This window comes from Halomonas sp. AOP7-E1-9, from assembly GCF_052376035.1.
GTDB classification, from domain to species: Bacteria; Pseudomonadota; Gammaproteobacteria; order Pseudomonadales; family Halomonadaceae; genus Vreelandella; species Vreelandella citrativorans.
Map to the genome: position 1 here is coordinate 1 of NZ_JBQSVC010000045.1, position 18,543 is coordinate 18,543.

At 53.7% G+C, this 18,543-nt stretch carries 17 protein-coding genes; 2 read left to right on the plus strand and 15 right to left on the minus strand.

The window, feature by feature from the left end; genetic code table 11:
- Positions 1-442 precede the first annotated feature (442 nt).
- The gene (locus ACT3R4_RS16875; RefSeq protein WP_172118411.1) at positions 443-730 is read left to right on the plus strand and encodes a hypothetical protein; all 288 of its coding nucleotides are present in this window, start codon (positions 443-445) and stop codon (positions 728-730) included.
- Positions 731-842: 112 nt separating this feature from the next.
- Here the strand turns inward: ACT3R4_RS16875 and ACT3R4_RS16880 are convergent, their stop codons facing one another.
- From ACT3R4_RS16880 to leuC, 15 genes are all read right to left on the minus strand, one after another.
- Positions 843-2,048, minus strand: a complete 1,206-nt coding sequence (locus ACT3R4_RS16880) for an O-succinylhomoserine sulfhydrylase (protein ID WP_441679953.1) — start codon at positions 2,046-2,048, stop codon at positions 843-845.
- Between the two features lie 41 nt (positions 2,049-2,089).
- The gene (gene purF, locus ACT3R4_RS16885; protein ID WP_172118409.1) at positions 2,090-3,610 is read right to left on the minus strand and encodes an amidophosphoribosyltransferase; all 1,521 of its coding nucleotides are present in this window, start codon (positions 3,608-3,610) and stop codon (positions 2,090-2,092) included.
- A gap of 131 nt (positions 3,611-3,741) precedes the next feature.
- A complete protein-coding gene (locus ACT3R4_RS16890; protein WP_172118408.1) occupies positions 3,742-4,314 on the minus strand; it encodes a CvpA family protein in 573 nt (190 codons plus the stop codon).
- Positions 4,315-4,317: 3 nt separating this feature from the next.
- Positions 4,318-5,055 carry an SPOR domain-containing protein gene (locus tag ACT3R4_RS16895; RefSeq protein ID WP_441679951.1) on the minus strand — a complete coding sequence of 246 codons (738 nt, stop codon included), beginning with the start codon at positions 5,053-5,055 and terminating at the stop codon, positions 4,318-4,320.
- Between the two features lie 27 nt (positions 5,056-5,082).
- Positions 5,083-6,384 carry a bifunctional tetrahydrofolate synthase/dihydrofolate synthase gene (gene folC / locus ACT3R4_RS16900; protein ID WP_441679950.1) on the minus strand — a complete coding sequence of 434 codons (1,302 nt, stop codon included), beginning with the start codon at positions 6,382-6,384 and terminating at the stop codon, positions 5,083-5,085.
- Positions 6,362-7,366 carry an acetyl-CoA carboxylase, carboxyltransferase subunit beta gene (accD, locus tag ACT3R4_RS16905; protein ID WP_441679948.1) on the minus strand — a complete coding sequence of 335 codons (1,005 nt, stop codon included), beginning with the start codon at positions 7,364-7,366 and terminating at the stop codon, positions 6,362-6,364. Before accD ends, folC begins: the two co-directional genes overlap by 23 nt.
- Positions 7,367-7,458: 92 nt before the next feature.
- Positions 7,459-8,262, minus strand: coding sequence for a tryptophan synthase subunit alpha (trpA, locus tag ACT3R4_RS16910; RefSeq protein WP_441679946.1), 804 nt, complete (start codon positions 8,260-8,262; stop codon positions 7,459-7,461).
- Positions 8,263-8,283: 21 nt separating this feature from the next.
- On the minus strand, positions 8,284-9,471 hold the full coding sequence (gene trpB / locus ACT3R4_RS16915; protein ID WP_441679954.1) for a tryptophan synthase subunit beta: 1,188 nt from the start codon (positions 9,469-9,471) through the stop codon (positions 8,284-8,286).
- Positions 9,472-9,652: 181 nt separating this feature from the next.
- The gene (locus ACT3R4_RS16920; protein WP_441679944.1) at positions 9,653-10,291 is read right to left on the minus strand and encodes a phosphoribosylanthranilate isomerase; all 639 of its coding nucleotides are present in this window, start codon (positions 10,289-10,291) and stop codon (positions 9,653-9,655) included.
- Entirely contained in the window at positions 10,278-11,225 is a 948-nt protein-coding gene (gene truA, locus ACT3R4_RS16925) for a tRNA pseudouridine(38-40) synthase TruA (RefSeq protein ID WP_441679943.1), read from the minus strand. The genes ACT3R4_RS16920 and truA overlap by 14 nt, the downstream gene beginning before the upstream one ends.
- A gap of 26 nt (positions 11,226-11,251) precedes the next feature.
- The gene (locus ACT3R4_RS16930; RefSeq protein ID WP_441679941.1) at positions 11,252-12,748 is read right to left on the minus strand and encodes a type IV pilus assembly protein FimV; all 1,497 of its coding nucleotides are present in this window, start codon (positions 12,746-12,748) and stop codon (positions 11,252-11,254) included.
- A 223-nt stretch (positions 12,749-12,971) separates the two neighbouring features.
- Positions 12,972-14,084 carry an aspartate-semialdehyde dehydrogenase gene (gene asd, locus ACT3R4_RS16935; RefSeq protein ID WP_172118400.1) on the minus strand — a complete coding sequence of 371 codons (1,113 nt, stop codon included), beginning with the start codon at positions 14,082-14,084 and terminating at the stop codon, positions 12,972-12,974.
- 127 nt (positions 14,085-14,211) lie between these two features.
- On the minus strand, positions 14,212-15,291 hold the full coding sequence (gene leuB, locus ACT3R4_RS16940) for a 3-isopropylmalate dehydrogenase (RefSeq protein ID WP_172118399.1): 1,080 nt from the start codon (positions 15,289-15,291) through the stop codon (positions 14,212-14,214).
- 116 nt (positions 15,292-15,407) lie between these two features.
- Positions 15,408-16,055: a 3-isopropylmalate dehydratase small subunit gene (leuD, locus tag ACT3R4_RS16945; protein ID WP_172118398.1), complete on the minus strand. Its 648-nt coding sequence runs from the start codon at positions 16,053-16,055 to the stop codon at positions 15,408-15,410.
- 3 nt (positions 16,056-16,058) lie between these two features.
- Entirely contained in the window at positions 16,059-17,510 is a 1,452-nt protein-coding gene (gene leuC / locus ACT3R4_RS16950) for a 3-isopropylmalate dehydratase large subunit (protein ID WP_441679939.1), read from the minus strand.
- Between the two features lie 174 nt (positions 17,511-17,684).
- Here leuC and ACT3R4_RS16955 point away from each other — a divergent pair.
- On the plus strand, positions 17,685-18,543 hold an 859-nt coding region (locus ACT3R4_RS16955; RefSeq protein ID WP_496201241.1), incomplete at its 3' end, for a LysR family transcriptional regulator.

Sequence of the window (18,543 nt, forward strand, 5' to 3'; positions counted from 1 at the left end):
CTATCATCAAATATCAAAACGACCTTCGGTTTCTCAAGCCGCCGAAAGAGCGACTCTTGCGCGGCTACCGCTATGAATATCAGGAGCATACCGGCTGGCGCTTTAAAAGACTGCTGAAAAAAGCAGAATACAGCATTCGTAAAAACCATTGATTAACATGCTAACAGCTTTCATGGACCGCACAATCAGCAACCAGTAAGCGGTTCCTACTGATAGGTATGGAGAATTTAAAAAACAGAGGCAAGGAGCATTGAAAAAAACAAGAAAAAAACACTCCCGGTAATGTTATTGAAATTAATTCAATTTTTTAGAATGTTTCGCGTACTTTTAATCAATTTTATTATCTAGTTTGCAGGCTTACAATCTCGTCATGTTCTCGAGTGACTTGGCAAAAAGCACACCATGCATGGGAGAACAACCACACACTAATGAGGTTTATATCATGAAAAAATTTACTACTGTCGCCGCTATTGCCGTCGCTTTATCTGCCACTACCTTTTCAGCAGCTGCACTGGCTGAGCGTGGTTCAGAGAAACTGAACACCGTGATGATTCCAACATCGACTGCCCATTACAGCCAGGAAGACCTCACTATGTCCCCATCGGACTTACCTGCGATCAATGGCGGCCAGGCTCAAAACAAGGTACTTGATGCCTCTTTCGACGAAAGCCAGCAAACAGTAGCAGACCGGACAATTAAAGGTAATGACCTGCACAGCCTTAACTCGTAAGGCAGGCAATACTGACAGCTTCTAGAAAGCAGATCTGTCGCAAAAAACCCCACGCACGTGGGGTTTTTTATGCCAATAAAGCAAGCCTAACGATAAAACAGAGCTTATATTGTCAGCCTTGTTCCGCTGCTAGCGCATCGAGGCCACGCGCTAAATCACGCTGAATGTCCTGCTGGCTTTCCAGTCCCACCGCCACACGAATCAACCCAGGAACAATGCCCGCTGCCTCTTTTTGCGCATCGGATAAGCGTCCATGCGTGGTCGTCGCGGGATGAGTGATCGTCGTTTTTACATCCCCCAGGTTACCGGTGATGGATAATAGACGAGTCGCATCAATCACCTGCCAAGCGCCCTCCTGCCCATTAACAACCTCAAACCCAAGCACAGCGCCAAAGCCCTTCTGTTGCTGCTTGGCAAGCGTATGCTGCGGATGCGCTTCCAAACCGCTGTAATGCACGTTGCTTACTGCGGGATGTTGTTCCAGCCAGCGCGCCAGCGTGAGCGCATTTTCACAATGAGCTTTCATTCGTAGCGAGAGTGTTTCTAGCCCTTTGGTAAATATCCAGGCATTAAAGGGACTGAGACAAGGGCCGCAGGTACGAACCACACCGAAGACTTCTTCCAGTGCATCATGCTTACCCACGACAGCGCCACCGATAGCCCGCCCTTGGCCGTCCAGGTACTTGGTCGCGGAGTGGATGACGAGGTCGGCACCCAACGCAAGAGGCTGCTGCAGCGCAGGTGTCAAAAAGCAGTTATCAATGGCCAAAAGGGCATTATTACGTTTTGCTATGGCAGCAAGCGCCGGGATATCGGCAATCTCGGAAAGCGGGTTTGAGGGCGTTTCTGCGAACAGGAGCCGCGTTTTGGGCGTAATAGCCGCTTCCCACGCTTCTACATTAGAGAGTTCAACATAGCGGGTGGTGATGCCAAACTTGCCCAGGTACTTATCGAACAGGCTGACGGTCGAGCCAAAGAGCGAACGCGATGCCACGATTTCATCGCCGGCAGACAATAATGCAAGCGCCGTCGATAAAATGGCCGACATACCCGAGCTCGTTGCCACGCAGCGCTCTCCACCTTCAAGTGCTGCCAAGCGGCGCTCGAAAGTATGTACAGTGGGGTTCGTAAAGCGCGAATAAACGTTACCAGGCTCTTGCCCACCAAACTTACGCGCTGCTTCCGCAGCGCTTTCATAGACAAAGCTAGAGGTCGGAAAAATAGGCTCCGCATGCTCTTGCTCGAAGGTGCGATGATGGCCTGCACGGATCGCCAGCGTCTCTAACGACCACTCATCCTGTTGGCTGTCATTATGCATGGACGTACCCCTTATTTTCAGTAAGCATCAGTGACCTGTCGTTAGTCGTCGAGGTCATCATCCTGATTGTGCATATCGACCAGCGCATGATCACCCGCACTTTGATCTTTCGCGGCGTCGTTCCGGCTGGCTTCAAGCACGGCCAGATACGCTTCATCGATATCCCCCGTAACATACTTGCCATCAAAGACCGAGCAGTCGAAGGCTTCCATTTCCGGGTTTACTTCACGACAGGCATCTTTCAGGTCTTCCAGATCCTGGTAGAAGATTCGGTCAGCGCCAATCAGCTCGCCTACTTCATCTTCAGTGCGGCCATGGGCAATTAACTCCACCGCCGCAGGCATGTCGATACCGTACACATTAGGGTAGCGCACAGGCGGCGCAGCGGAGGCAAAGTAAACCTTACGCGCACCCGCATCTCGGGCCATCTGAATAATCTGCTTACAGGTCGTACCACGTACAATCGAGTCATCCACCAGCAGCACGTTCTTGCCTTTGAACTCAATGTCGATGGCGTTGAGTTTTTGGCGTACCGATTTCTTACGCTGCGTTTGGCCAGGCATGATAAACGTACGGCCAATATAGCGGTTCTTCATAAAGCCTTCGCGATACGTCACCCCAAGGTGCTGGGCCATTTCCAGCGCGGAGGTACGGGACGTATCCGGAATGGGGATCACAACATCAATATCGTGATCAGGCCATTCGTTCAGGATTCGGTCGCCCAACTTGCGCCCCATTTGCATGCGCGTGCCATAGACGTAGGCACCGTCCAGAATGGAGTCAGGGCGTGCCAGATATACATGCTCGAAAATACACGAGCGCAGTTCCGGGCGGTCAGCACATACTTGCGTATGACACTGGCCCTGCATATCCACAAATATCGCTTCGCCGGGTGACAGGTCACGCTCAAGCTCAAAGCCGCCCACGTCTAGCGCGACCGACTCAGACGCAATCATGACATCCTGCCCTTCGTCCGTTTGGCGAGTACCAAACACCACTGGACGAATGCCGTGAGGATCACGAAATGCCACCATACCAAAACCGTTAATGATCGCGACCGCCGCGTAGCCGCCTTTGCAGCGCCGGTGCACTCTACGTACCGCATCAAAAATATCTTCCGCTTCCAGATGCAGGCCTTGCTTACCCAGCTCATGGGCAAACACGTTAAGCAACACTTCAGAGTCGGAGCTGGTATTGATATGCCGTAAATCGGTTGAGAAAAGCTCCTGCTTCAACTGTTCAGAGTTGGTTAGGTTACCGTTATGGGCCAACGCAATACCGTAAGGCGAGTTGACATAAAACGGCTGAGATTCCGCTTCGCTGGATGAACCAGCGGTAGGATAACGTACGTGACCAATGCCCAGGTTGCCCTTAAGGCGAGCCATATGGCGAGTGTGGAAGACGTCGCGCACTAGCCCATTGCTCTTGCGCAGTAAGAAGCGTCCCTCGCTCCAGGTCATCATACCGGCAGCGTCCTGGCCGCGATGCTGAAGTACGGTCAGGGCATCGTAGATTCCCTGATTTACCGCCTGCTTGGCCAGAAGGCCCACTATACCGCACATTCAAGTTACCTCGCTTTAGTGCCATGGCTTGCCAAAACAAGCCCGTACGTTCTTAAAACTCATTTTAATACGTTTGCGTTTAACCGGTACCCGTCAAGCGGTTAGGCAAGCGCAAAACACGCTGTTAGGCGTTATTGACTATCCATGGGCTGCGGCGCAAAACTGCCATGCGGGCGAATCTCAGGCAGTGATATATCGCGTAAAGAGGCGGGCGCTTCTGGCAGCTCACGCTCCCACTGATCCAACTGACTAACCGCCCAATCGCGCAACTCGATAAAGGTGGGCCGTAACGAGGCTTGCTGCCATGCCTGAAGCTCGGCAAGCGGCGTGAGCGTAATAACGACCGTGGCCACCAGTAAGATGATCGTGCCACGCGCGATACCAAACACAGCTCCCGCAAAACGGTTCAAAAGCCCCATGCCTACCCATACAATGGCCGCATGCACCAAGCGAATAACAATGCCGCAAAGCAAGATCACCGCGAAAATAACCAGTGCAAAGGCCAATACAAGTCGAGCGTCAAAACTTTCGATAAACCCGCTCATTAACTCAGCGACTGGCTCTGCCAAAACGCGGGCGACCATTAACGCAACCACCCATGCCCCAAGCCCTAACGCTTCTCTAACAAAACCACGGACAAAGCCGGCCAGCATCGAAAGCGCCAGCACGGCAAGAAATACAGCATCAATCCACGTTAGCGCCATCGTTTAATCTCTTACTCGCACTAACAGACCTTGCACGTTTGCGCGCTGTTTAATTAAGGCCATGGCCGCTTCGCCATCCTCTGATGATGCGTAAGGCCCCACGAGCACTGTGGTCAAGTTATTGTCGCGCTGGCGTTGGAAAACACTAAATCCTTCGCCTGTAAGCTGGCTACCTAGTCGCTGAGCATTCGCGGCATCGCCAAAACTACCCACCTGAACCGCCCACCCACCTTGCTGTGTAGACGCTGGTCCAGCACTCGATGAACCCGCCCCTGATGAACCTGAACTAGAAGAGCCTGTACTTGAAGAATTAGCACTTGAAGAACCTGCAGCGCTTTGGCTGCTGGATGTCGACGTGCTATTCGAGGCTACCAGGTCGGCAATGGGGTCATTTTGGGGAGCGTCAGTGTTTGAAGATGACGTAGGCGCTTGTGCGACGGTTTCCGTTCCACTGGGCGCATCAATTTGAGAAGTATCAGGTAATCTCGGAGATGCATCTATCGGTGCATTAACCCCATCATTGCTTGCCACATTTGAAGATGGCTGAGGGTTAATGGTAGAGGGCATTTGGGGAGCGTCTACATCATGGCGCGCCGTTTCTATGGGCTGTTCAATAATGAACGTTGGTTGCTGTCGCTCCTCACGCGGCGCCGGGTCACTCATCAGCCAAGGGACAACGATTGCGAGTAGCGCAAGCAGAATCACAACACCGCTAATGCGCTCTGTTTTACCATATTTCATATCATCTCCCTCTAGCGGGACTACGCCTTAAGAACGGCTGGCTTGTGGCAGTGATCGAGCTAACAGAGCGGCGACGGTAAAAAAGGAACCCGTTACCAAAATGCGATCCTTGTCAGTGAGCATCTCAGCCATGGCATCAACACCGGCTTCAGGCGAGTCTGCACAAAGCCGCACACAGCCACCATGGGCTTTAATACGCTCAGCGAGTTCATTGGCCGTGTGGCCGCGCTCGCCATCAAGCGTTACACAGACCCAGTCAGTAATACGCGGTGCTAACGCCGCAATAACACCATCAACGTCTTTATCATTGAGCATACCTATCACTGCCCACTGCCGTCCTGTATCAGGCGGTACTGGCAAATGGCGAGCAACATAGGTCGCCGCATGAGGATTATGCCCCACATCCAGGCACCACTGCCCTATCCACTGCATCCGGCCTGGCAGATTAACACTGGCTAATGCATTTTGCGTGGCTTTTACCGTTAGCGTCAGCCCCGTAAGCGCCAGCGCTTGTAGTGCAGTTGCGGCATTATCGACAGGCAGACCAGGATCAGGCAGCGCATCCAGAGAAAGCGTCTCCCCCGTTGCCGTCAACCCACTCCAGCACCAGGGTAAATGGCTGTTTTCCTCGGCACTGTGGTTAAACGCTAATCCTAACCGGTAAACCGGCGCCGCCAAGGCAATAGCCGCATCGGCCACGCTACCGGGAAGCGACTCACTGCCCAATACCGCTGGCCGCAACGGGCGAAATATACCCGCTTTCTCAAGCCCGATTTGCGAAATATCGGTTCCCAAAAAGCTCGCATGGTCTTGGGCTATCGTAGTGACAACCGCAACATCCGCATTAATGATATTGACGGCATCCAAACGACCGCCCAAGCCCACCTCAAGTACCGCAAGATCCAGTTCAGCTTGTGCCAAACACCAGAGTGCGCACAATGTACCTGCTTCAAAATAGGTCAGGCTAATTTCCGGTGCTTCCAGGCGAGCCTGTTCGACACGTTCAAACCCCTCGACCAGGCACGCGTCGCCAGCTTCCTGGCCGTTGATACGCACCCGCTCGTTGTAACGCAATAGATGAGGCGAGGAGTACGTACCCACATGCCAACCATGTGCGCGAGCCACCGCGTCAACCATGGCAACTGTCGAGCCTTTACCATTGGTGCCCGCCACAATGACAACGCGATTGGCAATGGGGCGTTTAAATAGCCCCATACGCTCAGCAACACGTGACACACGCTCCAGACCTAAATCAATCCCGACAGGGTGCAGGGTTTCCAGATGCTGAAGCCACTCTGCTAACGACTTAGGCATTGCGGTGTGGTTCATGGCTCTTGTCAATAGAATCCGGACCTGTCTCGTCAACCGTTACGTCAGTATCGGCGATGTGTGCTTCATCAACCACCTGCTCAGCGACGGCTTCATCATCCGCCAATTCACTGGCTAACGAAAGCGCCTCCTGATGAGTCAACTTGCGTAGTACGCCGCCCACACGGGTACGCATTTCCTGGCGATGTACAATCATATCGACCGTACCATGCTCCAACAGGAACTCGCTGCGCTGGAAACCTTCTGGCAGCGTTTCGCGGACGGTCTGCTCAATAACACGCGGACCAGCAAAACCAATCAATGCATTGGGCTCAGCAATATTCAAGTCGCCCAGCATGGCGAGCGAAGCGGATACGCCCCCAAACACCGGATCGGTAAGCACCGAGATATAGGGCACACCGGCCTGCTTGAGTCTCTCAAGTGCCGCCGATGTTTTGGCCATTTGCATCAGTGAGAAAAGCGCTTCCTGCATACGCGCACCACCGGAAGCCGCAAAGCAAACCAGCGGAATACCTTCGTCAAGCGCGATAGTCGCCGCTCGGGCAAACTTCTCACCCACTACGGCTCCCATCGACCCGCCCATAAAGGTGAACTCGAAAGCAACCGCAATGACCGGCAAACCGTCCAACGTACCACGCATAGCAATCAGCGCATCTTTTTCGCCGGTGTCCTTTTGCGCGGCCGCCAAGCGGTCCTTATACTTTTTAGAGTCGCGGAATTTCAGGCGATCAACAGGTTCAAGCTCTGCCGCGACTTCTTCACGACCTTCTTTATCCAGGAACCAGTCCAAGCGTTTCCGCGCAGTCAGCCGTAAGTGATGGTCACATTTCGGACAAACACTATGGTGTTTCTCTAACTCAGGAAGATAGAGAACGGCTTCACACTTGGGACATTTACGCCAGAGGCCGTCGGGCACACTGGCACGACGGTCTTTACGCTGGATACGCCCCATGGAGGGCACTATCTTGTCTAACCAGCTCATATCAAAAAGGCTTCCGTTTTACGTCATGCCTGGCAGCGCCAAGCTTGATGAGTGTCGTCAATCAACTTCAGTATAGACGATGAGGGGCAGCGTTAGGCGTCCATTGCGGTGCGCATCTCTGCTAGCACGCTTCTAAGCTGACCAGCGATAATTTCGGGCGTTTCTACATTTTCGGCAATACGGTTTACTAACGCACTACCGACAATCACTCCATCCGCTACGTTAGCCACTTCAGCAGCCGTTACGCCATCGCGGATGCCGAAACCAACACATAGCGGCAGGTCGGTCATTTCACGTAGCGGTGCCAGGCGTTCAGCGACGTCACTTGCATTTAAGGTTGCCGCACCAGTAACGCCTTTTAGCGAAACGTAGTAAAGGTACCCCTCACCCTGGGCGCATATTGTAGCGGCTCGCGTAGGTGAAGTGGTAGGCGCCACAAGGAAAATTGCTGCTAAATTATGCGCTTTTAACAGCGGACCCAATTCATCGGCCTCTTCAGGCGGCATATCGACCACTAGCACACCATCAACGCCCACTTTTTCAGCCTGCTCAGCGAAGGCCTCGTAGCCAATACGCTCAATAGGATTTAGATACCCCATTAACACGACCGGGGTTGTGGCATCGGCCTGACGGAATTCAGCCACCATATCCAGCAAGTCGACCAAGCGGGTGCCCTGCTTTAAGGCGCGTTCACAGGCTTTTTGAATAACCGGGCCGTCCGCCATTGGATCAGAAAACGGCACACCAAGTTCAATGACATCCGCACCCGCTTCTACCAGCGCATGCATAAAGCCAACGGTGTACTGTGGCGCCGGGTCGCCCGCCGTAATATAAGGTATCAGAGCCTTGCGGCCCTGCTGCTTGAGTTCAGAAAAGCGCTGATCGATACGGTTCATGCTTGTCCTTAAAAGCGGGCCTTAAAATTCGATACCGTCAATGTTGGCTACGGTCATAATATCTTTATCACCACGGCCTGAAAGATTAACGATGATATGCTGGTCAGGGCGCATGGTAGGCGCCAGCACCTTGGCGTGCGCCAGCGCGTGGGCTGACTCCAAGGCAGGCATTATACCCTCCATCTGCGTCAGTTCTCGAAACGCTTCCAGCACGGCGCTGTCATTAGCGGTGACGTAGCTAACACGACCAACGTCTTTCCAAAGCGCGTGCTCAGGGCCAACGCCCGGATAATCAAGCCCGGCTGAAATGGAGTGTGTATCGGCGACCTGCCCCGCTTCATCAGACATCAAGTAAGTACGGTTTCCGTGCAGCACACCGCGCGGGGCATTCGATGAAAGCGGAGCGGCATGACGGCCCGTCTCAACACCATCACCTCCGGCCTCAACCCCATACATCGCGACGGCATCGTCTTCAACAAACGGATAAAATAGCCCAATCGCGTTGGACCCACCACCGACACACGCGACCAACGCATCCGGCAAGCGGCCGATTTGTTCCAGCGACTGGCGGCGTGCTTCACGCCCCACTACCGCATTAAAGTCGCGCACAAGCTCAGGGTATGGATGTGGCCCTGCTACCGTGCCGATAATGTAAAACGTGTTATCAACGTTCGTTACCCAGTCGCGCAGCGCTTCATTCATGGCATCTTTAAGGGTGCGCGTGCCCGACTCTACCGGAATCACTCGTGCGCCCAATAAACGCATACGATAGACATTCAACTTTTGGCGCTGCACGTCTTCAGCGCCCATATACACATCGCATTCAAGACCCAGGCGCGCGGCAACCGTTGCCGTCGCCACGCCGTGCTGCCCGGCACCGGTTTCAGCGATGACCCGTGGTTTGCCGGTTTTTTTGGCAAGCAGTGCCTGGCCGATGGTGTTGTTTACCTTATGCGCGCCGGTATGATTTAAATCTTCGCGCTTTAACCATATTTGCGCACCACCGAGCATCTCGGACCATCGCTTGGCATGATAAAGCGGCGACGGGCGCCCTACGTAGTGGGCAAGATCACTATCAAACTCGGCCTGAAAAGCAGGATCATCACGCAGGCTTACGTAAATTTTCTCCAGATCTTCCAGGGCGTAGCTCAATGTTTCGGATACAAACCGGCCGCCATAGGGGCCAAAATGACCGCGGGCATCCGGCATTCGGGTCAGGTCGCTAAATCTGGTCTTGGAAGCCGTGTCAGAAACGGTTTCAGAAACAGTATTAGCGCCACCAGTTGCTGAGACAGTCACAGGGGTACCTCACAAGATTGCCAGAACAGGCAACAATTGAATAAACGGACATAGAGCGCAGCGTCATAAAAAAACAGACTGCGCGGCGTGTTTAACGGGCGTCGGCTAACGCGACTTGCTGAATAAACAGTGTCATTTTTTCAACGTCTTTACGGCCATGCGCTGCTTCAATCCCACCCGACACATCAACGGCATAAGGCGCCACTTGGTGAACGGCAGAGGCGATATTATCAACCGTTAACCCGCCTGCGAGGATAACAGGTTTTGCCAGTTTTGCGGGGATTCTCGACCAATCAAAGACCTCTCCTGTGCCACCTGGCGTGCCCGGCCGATAGGCGTCCAACAGCAGCGCCTGTGCCTGATGATAGTCAGCAGCTGCCTGAGATAAATCGATATCGTCACGCATTCGCAGCGCTTTAATCCAGGGGCGTCCAAACTGTGCGCAAAACGCAGGAGACTCATCACCGTGGAACTGAATCATGTCCAGGTACGGTAAGCACTGCTGAATCACGTCAACGGATTGATCAACAAACAACCCTACCCGGGTAACAAAAGCAGGTACTTCACCCGAAAGCGTTTCAAGTTGCTCAAGCGTAATGCTGCGCGCGCTTTTCGGCCACATGACAAAACCCAGCGCATCTGCCCCCAGCATTACGGCTCTTTTAATATCATCACTGCGGGTAAGCCCACAGAACTTGACCCGTGTACGCATGGGGCTAAGCGTCTTCATCTAGCGCCTCCTGAGCGGGATCAGACGTTGTTTTAGCAAATGTCAGTTTACGCCGCGCCGCTATTCTGGGGGTGTCTGGCAGTTCTCGTTCGCCTGTCCACTCCCCGGTAAAAGCGAGCAGGTTAGGTCCTACCGGCTCCATGGGCAAATCAAACCGCTCGTCGTAAATTGAATCAACAAAATGCAGCCCACACGCAGGAGCGGTTACATCACCTTTCTTACGATTCCTTAGCGCCAGCAATCGTTCAATATAACCTTCGTCCTGCGCCCCACGACCTACGCTTACAAGGGCCCCAGCGATATTGCGAATCATGTGATGTAAAAACGCATTGCCCTGAATATCAATGACCACCAGCGGACCAAACCGCTTCACCTCGACAAAATGCATTTGCCGCCATGGTGTTTTGGATTGGCAGCCTGCAGCACGGAAACTTGAAAAGTCATGTTCGCCAATCAGAGCCTGCGCAGCGCGATGCATGGCATCTGCATCCAGAGGATCGCGGCACCACGTTACGTTCGTGCGTTCAAGCACAGGGCGACTGATTTGATTGAGCAGTAAATAACGGTAACGCCTGCCAAGCGCTCCCAATCGGGAATGAAAATCATCCGAGACTGGCTTCACCCAGCGTACGGCGACATCGCGTGGCAAGTTGGTGTTGGCACCAAAAATCCAGGCTTTCTCAGTCCGCTCAGTCGGTGGGTCAAAGTGCGCTATTTGACGCGTGGCGTGAACGCCTGAGTCCGTACGTCCGCTGGCATGTATCTGAACGGGGGCACCGGCCACTTTTGCCAAGGCATCCTCTACGGCGCCTTGAACAGAAGCAGCATGCTTTAAACGCTGAAAGCCGCAAAAACGCGTGCCATCATATTCAATGCCTATTGCCAAACGGCCTTTCAGCGGCCGGGTTTCATCAAAGTGGTAAAACTGGGTCATCAAGCCACGTCATAAAGTTTGAAAGGTTAGCCATTATCCCGACCCGGCGGCTTGAATGCTACCTCTTCAATTTCCCACTCTGTGCCTATCGGGCGAGCCGTGCTTACTTTTTTCAGCGTTTCAGACGGTGTCAGCTCGGGCGCTTCAACCCGCTTAAAGTCCATGCCCTTTAATAACAGCGCATCTTCTTGCGGATACCGTCGGCTGCCATGGCCTGCCAAACCTGCTGCCTGACTTTTAGCATAGCTAGCGCCAAAAGCATCGCCTCTCTCGGGTTTACGTGTAGAGGCTTGCAGGTCACTACTAACGGGTGGCGATGGTTTGAACACCTGAGGCTCAGCAAGCGACGCGCTCCTCAAATGCGTTTGAGCAACCGGCTCTTCAGCCTCGCGCCGCTTTCTGCGCCATATTAATCCCGTCAACAGCAGTACCAGCCCAAGGGCAATGAGTGGCCATTGATAACGCTCAATACTACTCAAAACACCACTTGATGGCGCATCGTGTACGTCAGAGATTGGCTGTGCCGCAGCATTCGCCTCAGCCATTAATGGCATCGGAGGAGACGCTTCTACCAACACGCTATTCTCGATGAATTGACTGAGATTATGACGCAGTTCGCTGAGTTCAAGACGAAGCTGCTCGCGCTCTTCATTAGCCGCCAGTAAGCTTGCCTGGCTTTGCTCCAGCTGCTCTGTAAACCGGGCCATAGCACGAGTCAGCTCGGCTTCTATCTGGGCAGTAGCCAGCTCAGGCGCAGGTGGCGCCTCAACCTCAACGTCCACTGGAAGACTCTGAGGCACTGCTGTATTGGCGCGCTGCTCGCCTGCCACCATCACCTGGACAGCGTGAGCCGCCTCATCGACTGAACGTAGCTGCACTTGCCCTTCTGCGGGCAAGCGCAGTGCCTGGCCCGTCCGCAAACTATTAATATTGCCCTCAGGAAAGAACTCAGGATTCGCCGCTACCAGTGCCAACATCATCTGCTGAACGCTCGCGCGCTCAGGTTTACTACGCGAGGCAATACGCCACAACGTATCACCCTCTTGCACCCTTACCTCGGCACGTGGAAGAGGCTCTGTCATTTCCGAGCCTGAGCTTGACACGACGCCGCCAGCTTCTGCCTGGTTCAATGGATAATTAGCGTAGTCAGCCGGGTCAAAAAGCAACGTGACCGCGTGCTGTTGCTGCCCTTCCGGCGAATCAATGACCAGTAGCAAATCCAACCAGGGCGTTGTTACCGCCTGTGATGCGCGCAGGATAATGCGCCGACTGCCCGCTTGCTCTTGAATCTCGGCATGCACCTGACGAGCCAAAGGCATCCACTCAAGCCCAGAGGCGATAAATGATGGTTCATCAGCAACCTGTACGCTTAGCTCGTCTAGCGCGTAGGCGTTTGAGTCAAGCAACGGTAACGAAGCATTTAGCGGGGCTTCCAGCCAGGATTCCACCTCGGCAGGTCCGGCTTCAATTGCCTGCGCAAAAGACGGCACCCCAGCAATCGACAGCAGTGCGATCGTTTTCAAGAAAACGCAATAATTTGAATATTTTTTCGCCACGTTACCCAATCCGTTTTTTTATGGAAACCGCGCTAGCAAGTGCGGTACATGCCAACACAGAACGCAAATTATAATTAACACAAATAAGCAGGTAACGCATGGAGGCGGGTTACTTAATTTAATTTAAAACACTTACAAAAAAACCGGCGCGCTAAAAGCGCCCCGGTTTTGGCTGACGTACTGCGTTGTTTTACTGTTCGCGCAAAATTTTGAGCATGCGCTTAAGCGGCTCGGCAGCGCCCCACAGCAGTTGGTCGCCAACGCTAAATGCCGAAAGGTATTCACCGCCCATGTTCAGCTTACGCAAACGCCCCACCGGAATATCCAATGTGCCAGTAGCGGCGGCAGGCGTTAAACCTGCAATGGTGGCCTCTTTCTCGTTGGGGATCAGCTTGACCCACTCATTATGCTGAGCGATCCGCTCTTCAATCTCATCCAGCGGCACATCATGTTTCAGCTTGATGGTGAACGCTTGGCTGTGAGAACGCATGGCACCAATACGCACGCAAAGACCATCAATCGGCACAGGATTATCACCAAGACCCAGAATTTTATTGGTCTCAACAAAGCCTTTCCACTCTTCACGGCTCTGGCCGCTCTCAAGCTTGGTATCAATCCACGGCAGTAGGCTACCGGCAAGCGGTGCGCCGAAGTTATCGGTCAGGAAGTCGCCACCGCGCATGGCCGCCGTTACCTTGCGGTCAATTTCCAAAATCGCGCTGGAGGGATCAGCCAGTTCGCTACTAACGCTGTCGCGCAGTTGACCCATTTGATTGAGCAGTTCGCGCATGTGCTTGGCGCCAGAACCGGAAGCCGCCTGATAGGTCATGGAGGTCATCCACTCAACCATATCGGCTTCAAACAGGCCGCCCAAGCCCATCAGCATGAGGCTAACGGTGCAGTTACCGCCGACAAAGGTCTTGGCACCTTTGGCAAGCTGCGCATCAATGACCTTACGGTTAACCGGGTCAAGCACGATGGTAGCTTCATCCTCCATGCGCAGCGTGCTGGCGGCATCAATCCAGTAACCCTGCCAGCCATTTTTACGCAGGTCACCATAAACTTGCTTGGTGTAGTCACCGCCTTGGCAGGTAATAACAACATCCAACGCTTTCAATTCTTCAAGAGCAAACGCGTCTTTTAACGCAGGTACGTCTACGCCGATGTCGGGACCAGGCTGGCCTACTTGGGAGGTGGTGAAAAAGACCGGCTCAATGCCGTTAAAATCACCATCTTCCTGCATGCGCTGCATCAGCACAGAACCCACCATGCCACGCCATCCTACGAAACCGACTTTCAACATGCGAAGTCCTCCAGCAAAGAATGAGACATATATTATACACAAAACTTATAAATAACGTCGGCCACTCTTTGAGTGGCCGAGGCATCACACTTTTTATATCAAATAGTTAGAACGCTTTATAGCGCATTTAACTTTTTGCAAAGGCCGCCAGTACCGCATCGCCCATTTCGACCGTCGAAACACGGCGAGTTCCTTCTGCGGCGATATCCGCCGTGCGCAGGCCGTTATCCAGAACGCTACCCACCGCGGTTTCAATGCGCTCGGCCATGGCCGTTTCATTGAGCGAGTAGCGCAGCATCATGGCAACCGACAGCATCATGGCGAGCGGGTTGGCAATGTTTTGCCCAGCGATATCCGGCGCGCTTCCGTGGCAAGGCTCATACATGCCTTGGCCGCTTTCGTTCAGCGAGGCCGAAGGCAGCATACCGATGGAGCCGGTAAGCATGGCGGCGGCGTCAGACAGAATATCGCCAAACATATTGCCGGTCACAACGACATCAAACTGTTTCGGGGCACGTACCAGCTGCATCGCGGCGTTATCCACGTACATATGCGAAAGCTCGACGTCCGGGTACTCTGGTGCCAAACGCTCCATCACTTCACGCCACAAAATGGTAACTTCCAGCACGTTAGCCTTATCTACCGAGCAGAGTTTTTTGCCACGCTTTTGGGCCATTTCAAACGCGACGCGGCCGATGCGCTCAATCTCACTTTCGGAATAAATGTAGGTATTATAGCCCACACGCTCCCCGTTACGCTCCTCAATACCCCGCGGCTGGCCGAAGTAAATGCCGCCGGTCAATTCACGCACAATCATGATATCCAGGCCTGCCACCAATTCAGGTTTCAGGCTGGAGGCGCTGGCCAGTTGCGGGTAAAGCATGGCCGGGCGCAGGTTACCAAACAGTCCCAGGTTCTTGCGCAGGCCCAACAAACCTTTTTCAGGGCGCTTGGAAAGGTCTTCGATTTTGTCCCATTTGGGGCCACCCACCGCAGCGAGCAGAATCGCACTGGCCGCCTTGGCTTTTTCAAGCGTTTCAGCAGGCAGTGGGTCGCCATGCACGTCGTAAGCCGAGCCGCCGACCAGCGCTTCTTCAACGTCAATATCCAAACCCGCTTCCTGGCACGCTTTTAGCAAACGCGCAGCTTGAGCAGCAATCTCTGGGCCAATACCGTCGCCGGGTAATAGAAGCACCTTATGGGTCATGTTAAATCCTTAATAGAGAGTCAGCACGGCTTACCGCCGCTTAGCGCAGTGCAATGGGGTTGCACTGCGCTATGTGTGTCTTTTTAACTATTCTGAATGACGCTTATGCGGCTGTATCAGGCTGGCTGACGGAACAACCAGGGTCGAGCATCTTTGTGTTTTTGCTCAAAGGCACGGATCGCATCTTCGTCCTGTAGCGTGATGCCGATATCGTCCAGTCCATTGAGCAGGCAGTGCTTGCGGAACGCGTCCACTTCAAACTCAAGAATTTCGCCGCTCGGCGTGATGACCCGCTGGTTCTCCAAGTCGATATCCAGCTGATAGCCTTCATTAGCATCAACGCCTGTAAACAAGCGATCCACTTCTTCTTCGCTTAACGTGATCAGCAAGATGCCGTTTTTAAACGCGTTATTGTAAAAAATATCTGCAAAGCTTGGCGCAATCACTACTTTAAAACCAAAATCTTCCAGTGCCCACGGCGCGTGTTCCCGCGAGCTTCCACAGCCAAAGTTGCGCCGAGCCAGCAACACCTCAGCCCCCTTAAAACGCGGCTGGTTGAGCACGAAATCAGGGTTCAGCGGGCGACTGGAGCAATCCTGCCCAGGCTGGCCTTCATCTAAATAACGCAGCTCATCAAACAGATTCACACCGAAGCCGGTCCGCTTGATCGATTTCAAGAACTGCTTGGGAATAATTAAATCGGTATCGACGTTAGCGCGATCAAGCGGGGCAACCACGCCTTCAAAACGAGTGAACTTTTTCATGGGTTAAGCCTCCTGGGCGTGGGTAGCATCGTTGGCGGATAAACTGCGTACATCAACAAAGTGGCCAGCAATCGCAGCCGCTGCCGCCATGGCAGGGCTCACCAGGTGCGTACGACCACCGTACCCTTGGCGTCCTTCGAAGTTGCGGTTGGAGGTCGATGCGCAGTGCTCGCCTGCGCCCAATTTATCAGCATTCATGGCCAGACACATGGAGCAGCCCGGCTCGCGCCACTCGAAACCAGCGTCGATGAAGATTTTATCCAGCCCTTCCTCTTCTGCCTGGCGTTTCACAAGGCCAGAACCCGGCACCACCATGGCAAGTTTAATGGAACCTGCCACTTTATTGCCTTGAGCCACTTTGGCAGCCTCACGCAAATCCTCGATACGTGAGTTAGTACACGAACCAATAAACACTTTATCGAGCTTGATATCGGTAATTTTTTGGTTAGCGTGCAAGCCCATATATTCAAGCGCGCGAGCATGGCTGCGCTGCACGGTTTCATCCTGCGAGGCTTGCGGGTCTGGCACGCGCCCGGAAATACCTGTCACCATCTCGGGGCTGGTTCCCCAACTGACCTGCGGCTCGATATCTTCGGCCTTCAGAGTCACCACTTTGTCGAACGCGGCATCGTCATCTGATACCAGTTGACGCCAGTCAGCCACCGCGGCTTCCCACTGCTCGGCGGTCGGCGCAAAGGGGCGCTTGGCCAGGTAATCAATCGTCGTGTCGTCCACAGCAATCAACCCGACCCGGGCACCCGCTTCAATCGCCATATTACACACGGTCATACGGCCTTCCATGGAGAGCGACCCGATAGCGCTGCCCGCAAATTCGATAGCGTAGCCCGTACCACCTGCCGTACCGATCTTGCCGATAATGGCCAGTACCACATCTTTGGCGGTCACGCCGAGGCCAAGCTCCCCCTCAACACGCACCTGCATGTTCTTCATTTTTTGTGCCAACAGGCATTGCGTCGCCAATACGTGCTCAACTTCAGACGTACCGATACCGTGCGCCAGCGCGCCAAAAGCACCGTGAGTGGCCGTATGGGAGTCACCGCAAACGACGGTCATGCCGGGCAACGTGGCGCCCTGCTCTGGCCCAACCACGTGCACGATTCCCTGGCGGGGGTCGTTAATTTTAAACTCTTCAATTCCGTACTCAACGCAGTTGTCGTCAAGCGTCTGAACCTGAATCAACGACACCGGGTCTTTAATGCCGCTATTACCTTCGGCGCGCTCTTTCGTCGTCGTTGGGACGTTGTGATCCGGTGTTGCCAGGTTAGCATCCAGGCGCCACGGCATACGTTTGGCCAAGCGCAACCCTTCAAACGCTTGCGGAGAGGTCACTTCGTGAAGCAGCTGGCGGTCAATGTAGATCAGCGCCGTGCCGTCATCGCGCTGCTTCACCAAGTGCTGGTTCCAGAGTTTGTCGTAAAGGGTTTGACCTGACATATGGCTCTCCTGGGCAAGCGCCCTGCTAGTTCGGTATCGCAGCCTCTACGTGCTGCTTAATGTGACGATGCAGCCAGTGTTACGCGTAGCGACCATAAAAGCAATTCATGTTATTTATAGGTATGATTCCATACTGGAATACACCAATACTAACCACACTATAGTGAGCACCACTTGGATACCCAGAGCCTACAAGCGTTTTTAGCCGTTGCTGAAACACAAAGCTTCTCGCGCGCCGCCGAGCAGCTTTATCTCACTCAGCCAGCGGTTAGCAAACGCATTGCCACGCTGGAGTCGCTGGTGGGCACGCGGCTGTTTGACCGTATTGGCAGGCGTATTTCGCTTACCGAGGCAGGCCATTTATTACTGCCACAAGCCAAGCGAATTCTGTTAGCGGTAGAAGATAGCCGCCGAGCACTCGCGAATCTTTCTGGCCAGGTGGGTGGCCAATTAACGCTGGCTACCAGCCATCACATTGGCTTACACCGCCTGCCACCTGTGTTGAAAAACTACACCCAGCGCCATCCAGAAGTAGAATTGGACCTGCATTTTCTGGATTCAGAGTTTGCCTACCAGGGCGTGCAAGATGGCACCCTGGAAATGGCCGTGGTGACGCTCGCTCCCCACCCTGTTGAGCAATTAAACGTGGTGAACCTTTGGCATGACCGGCTATGTTTTGTTTGCGCGCCCGACCACCCGCTAGCTCAAGCCGCTATCCTTAGCCTTGAAGCACTTTGTCACTATAAATGTGTTCTACCTAGCGCCAAAACATTTACCCGTACATTGATTGAGCAACGTTTTGCCAAGGCGGGCCTGTCTCTACAGGTCAGTATGGCTACCAACTATCTGGAAACATTAAAGATGATGTGCAGTGTTGGGCTTGGGTGGAGCCTACTGCCTGAGGGGATGATTAATAGTGAGCTGGTCGAGCTGAAAATAGATACACCGCCCATCTACAGGCCGCTCGGCTATTTGGTGCATACCAATCGGACACTTTCCAACGCCGCGATAAAAATGATTGAGGCGCTGGAGG

Coding starts and splice junctions, on each gene's coding strand:
- ACT3R4_RS16875 (WP_172118411.1), top strand. CDS start 443: ATGAAAAAATTTACTACTGTCGCCGCTATTGCCGTCGCTTTATCTGCC.
- leuD (WP_172118398.1), bottom strand. CDS start 16,055: ATGAAAAAGTTCACTCGTTTTGAAGGCGTGGTTGCCCCGCTTGATCGC.
- ACT3R4_RS16920 (WP_441679944.1), bottom strand. CDS start 10,291: ATGAAGACGCTTAGCCCCATGCGTACACGGGTCAAGTTCTGTGGGCTT.
- trpB (WP_441679954.1), bottom strand. CDS start 9,471: ATGCCGGATGCCCGCGGTCATTTTGGCCCCTATGGCGGCCGGTTTGTA.
- leuB (WP_172118399.1), bottom strand. CDS start 15,291: ATGACCCATAAGGTGCTTCTATTACCCGGCGACGGTATTGGCCCAGAG.
- asd (WP_172118400.1), bottom strand. CDS start 14,084: ATGTTGAAAGTCGGTTTCGTAGGATGGCGTGGCATGGTGGGTTCTGTG.
- trpA (WP_441679946.1), bottom strand. CDS start 8,262: ATGAACCGTATCGATCAGCGCTTTTCTGAACTCAAGCAGCAGGGCCGC.
- ACT3R4_RS16890 (WP_172118408.1), bottom strand. CDS start 4,314: ATGGCGCTAACGTGGATTGATGCTGTATTTCTTGCCGTGCTGGCGCTT.
- accD (WP_441679948.1), bottom strand. CDS start 7,366: ATGAGCTGGTTAGACAAGATAGTGCCCTCCATGGGGCGTATCCAGCGT.
- purF (WP_172118409.1), bottom strand. CDS start 3,610: ATGTGCGGTATAGTGGGCCTTCTGGCCAAGCAGGCGGTAAATCAGGGA.
- truA (WP_441679943.1), bottom strand. CDS start 11,225: ATGACCCAGTTTTACCACTTTGATGAAACCCGGCCGCTGAAAGGCCGT.
- folC (WP_441679950.1), bottom strand. CDS start 6,384: ATGAACCACACCGCAATGCCTAAGTCGTTAGCAGAGTGGCTTCAGCAT.
- ACT3R4_RS16895 (WP_441679951.1), bottom strand. CDS start 5,055: ATGAAATATGGTAAAACAGAGCGCATTAGCGGTGTTGTGATTCTGCTT.
- leuC (WP_441679939.1), bottom strand. CDS start 17,510: ATGTCAGGTCAAACCCTTTACGACAAACTCTGGAACCAGCACTTGGTG.
- ACT3R4_RS16880 (WP_441679953.1), bottom strand. CDS start 2,048: ATGCATAATGACAGCCAACAGGATGAGTGGTCGTTAGAGACGCTGGCG.